3 protein-coding genes are annotated in these 2,258 nt (G+C 41.5%); all 3 read left to right on the forward strand.

Annotated features, from left to right (window positions below; all coding sequences use genetic code 11):
• The first annotated feature begins 177 nt into the window (after nucleotides 1-177).
• The 3 genes from G470_RS0111520 to G470_RS0111530 all read left to right on the forward strand — a co-directional run bounded on the left by G470_RS0111520 (nucleotide 178) and on the right by G470_RS0111530 (nucleotide 2,154).
• Nucleotides 178-615: an HIT family protein gene (locus G470_RS0111520; protein WP_028274919.1), complete on the forward strand. Its 438-nt coding sequence runs from the start codon at nucleotides 178-180 to the stop codon at nucleotides 613-615.
• Nucleotides 612-980, forward strand: coding sequence for a YtxH domain-containing protein (locus tag G470_RS0111525; RefSeq protein ID WP_028274920.1), 369 nt, complete (start codon nucleotides 612-614; stop codon nucleotides 978-980). Before G470_RS0111520 ends, G470_RS0111525 begins: the two co-directional genes overlap by 4 nt.
• Nucleotides 981-1,164: 184 nt before the next feature.
• A complete protein-coding gene (locus G470_RS0111530) occupies nucleotides 1,165-2,154 on the forward strand; it encodes a peptidylprolyl isomerase (protein ID WP_028274921.1) in 990 nt (329 codons plus the stop codon).
• Nucleotides 2,155-2,258: the final 104 nt, after the last annotated feature.

The raw sequence follows: 2,258 nt of genomic DNA on the forward strand, positions 1-2,258 counted from the left end.
GAGCCATTTTAATATTAAAATTGAAGAGTTACCATCTCTAGAGAAAAGTTTCCGCCAAAGTATTGACACATACGAAGAGTGTATCCCGTTTCACAAAAATATTTATTTATGATACATTTAATTCGAAGAATGTACAACTATATGGATAAGTACAACAGCAGAAAGTAGGTATGAACTATGTCAGATTGTGTGTTTTGTAAAATTGCAGAGGGTGAGATTCCTTCAAGAAAAATATACGAAGACGAACACGTTGTGGCTTTCCTGGACCTTTCACAAGTGACCCCCGGCCATACACTCGTCATTCCCAAAAAACACGTTCCGAACATAATGGAATACAACGAAACATTGGCAGCAGACGTTTTCTCCCGCCTGCCGAAAATATCTCAAGCGGTCCGGTCCTTCCATCCGGATATCAAAGGTTTGAATGTTTTAATGAACAATGGAGAAGTCGCTTCTCAAACGGTTTTTCACAGCCACATCCATCTGCTTCCGCGATACACGAAAGACGACGATTTCGGATTGAAGTGGGCTGACAATTCCGAAAAATACTCAGACAACGATTTGGATCGCATTCAACAAGACATCAAACAAGCACTGGAGGGACAACGCTCATGAAAAATCATTTAGCGCTCGGACTCATCACCGGACTGATTGCAGGCGGCGTATACAGACTATTAAACACACCTCGCTCCGGCAAGGAAAACCAAGAAATGGCCAAAGAATATTTGGATGATGCCACTTACCATGTGGAAGATGTAACAGAGAAAGTAAAAGAACTGAAAACAGCAGTCAGTCAACTCACAAATGAAGGCAAAACATTGGCTACTGCATTCGCCAGCGATATGGATAAAACAGCCAAAGACTTTATGTATGAAGCGGAGCCACGTATCCGTCGCATCAAAGAAAAAGCAGAAGTTCTTCAAAAAGACGTCGAAGAAACTTCAGAAAAATTGTCAGAAACAGCACCAAGCAAGGGTTAACCAATCAGTTGTTTCAGAGACCGGGAACTTATCCCGGTCTCTTTGTTATTTCGTGATGAATTCTTGAAGATACGGTTACAAAATATCAAAGTCGGTTTTGTAATTGCCTTGTGTATGTTATATTACTAAGTGGTGACAGCGTATTTTTGATTGGCAAAATTTAGTTAGGATGTGTTTGATTAACATGAAAAAAATCGTATTAGGTACCGTCTTGCTTTCTGGTCTTTTCTTGACCGCATGTGCAGACGACACAGTAGCTTCTTCTACTGCTGGCAAAATTTCAAAAGATGAATTATATGAAGAAATGAAAGAATCAGTCGGTCCTGTTTTCTTGGAACAGCTGTTGATGTCAGATGTTCTTGAAGATCGCTATGGCGATGCAGTTACTGAAGAACAGGTAGACCAACTTTACCAAACCGAACAAGACCGTATGGGCGGCGAGGATGCAATGAACTACGCCGTGATGTCCCAAAACTTAACACCTGAACAATACAGAGAAAACATCCGTTTGAATCTACTGATTGAAGAAGCGGTGAAAGAACAAGCAAACTTCACTGAAGAAGATGTCCAAGCAGCTTACGAGGAATACGTGCCACCGGTTACTGCTTCCCACATTTTGGTTCAAGATGAAGAAACAGCAAATGACTTGCTCAATCAGTTGAATGACGGAGCAGATTTTGCGGAGTTGGCAAAAGAACATTCCCAAGATCCAGGAACCGCTCAACAAGGAGGCCAAATCACCTTCACAACCGGCGAAATGGTCCCTGAGTTCGAAGAAGCGGCATTCGCTCTTGAAGAAGGCGAAATGACACAAGAACCAGTGCAAACATCTTATGGATTCCACATCATTCAAATGAATGAAAAACCGGAAAAAGGAACGTTTGAGGAAGAACGTGAAACAGTTGAACAATTGATGTTGGAAGAACGTATGGGCGACAGTGCTGTCGTGCAGGAAGCTCTTTCCAAAGTCGTTCAAGATGCGAACGTCGTCATCAACGATGACGATTTGACCAGTGTACTTCAAGCTTACATGCCTCAACCAGAAGCTGAAGACACATCTGGAGAGACAGACTCTTCCGAAGATTCAGCAGCTGATTCTGCCTCAGAATCAGAAGACGCTTCAGAATCTTCTGAGGATTCCGCTTCTGAAAATACCGACACATCAGAAGAATAAACAAAAAAGATGAGGCTGGGACAAAAGGTCCTGGATTCTAAAATAAAAGAGAACTTACATTTTCTGTCAAAGAATTTGTAAGTTCTCTTATTTTATTACATTAT

Source organism: Atopococcus tabaci DSM 17538 (assembly GCF_000429585.1).
GTDB lineage: Bacteria > Bacillota > Bacilli > Lactobacillales > Carnobacteriaceae_A > Atopococcus > Atopococcus tabaci.

Bases quoted from the DNA above. Each gene is read 5' to 3' on its own strand.
- G470_RS0111520 (WP_028274919.1), top strand. From the start codon at position 178: ATGTCAGATTGTGTGTTTTGTAAAATTGCAGAGGGTGAGATTCCTTCA.
- G470_RS0111530 (WP_028274921.1), top strand. From the start codon at position 1,165: ATGAAAAAAATCGTATTAGGTACCGTCTTGCTTTCTGGTCTTTTCTTG.
- G470_RS0111525 (WP_028274920.1), top strand. From the start codon at position 612: ATGAAAAATCATTTAGCGCTCGGACTCATCACCGGACTGATTGCAGGC.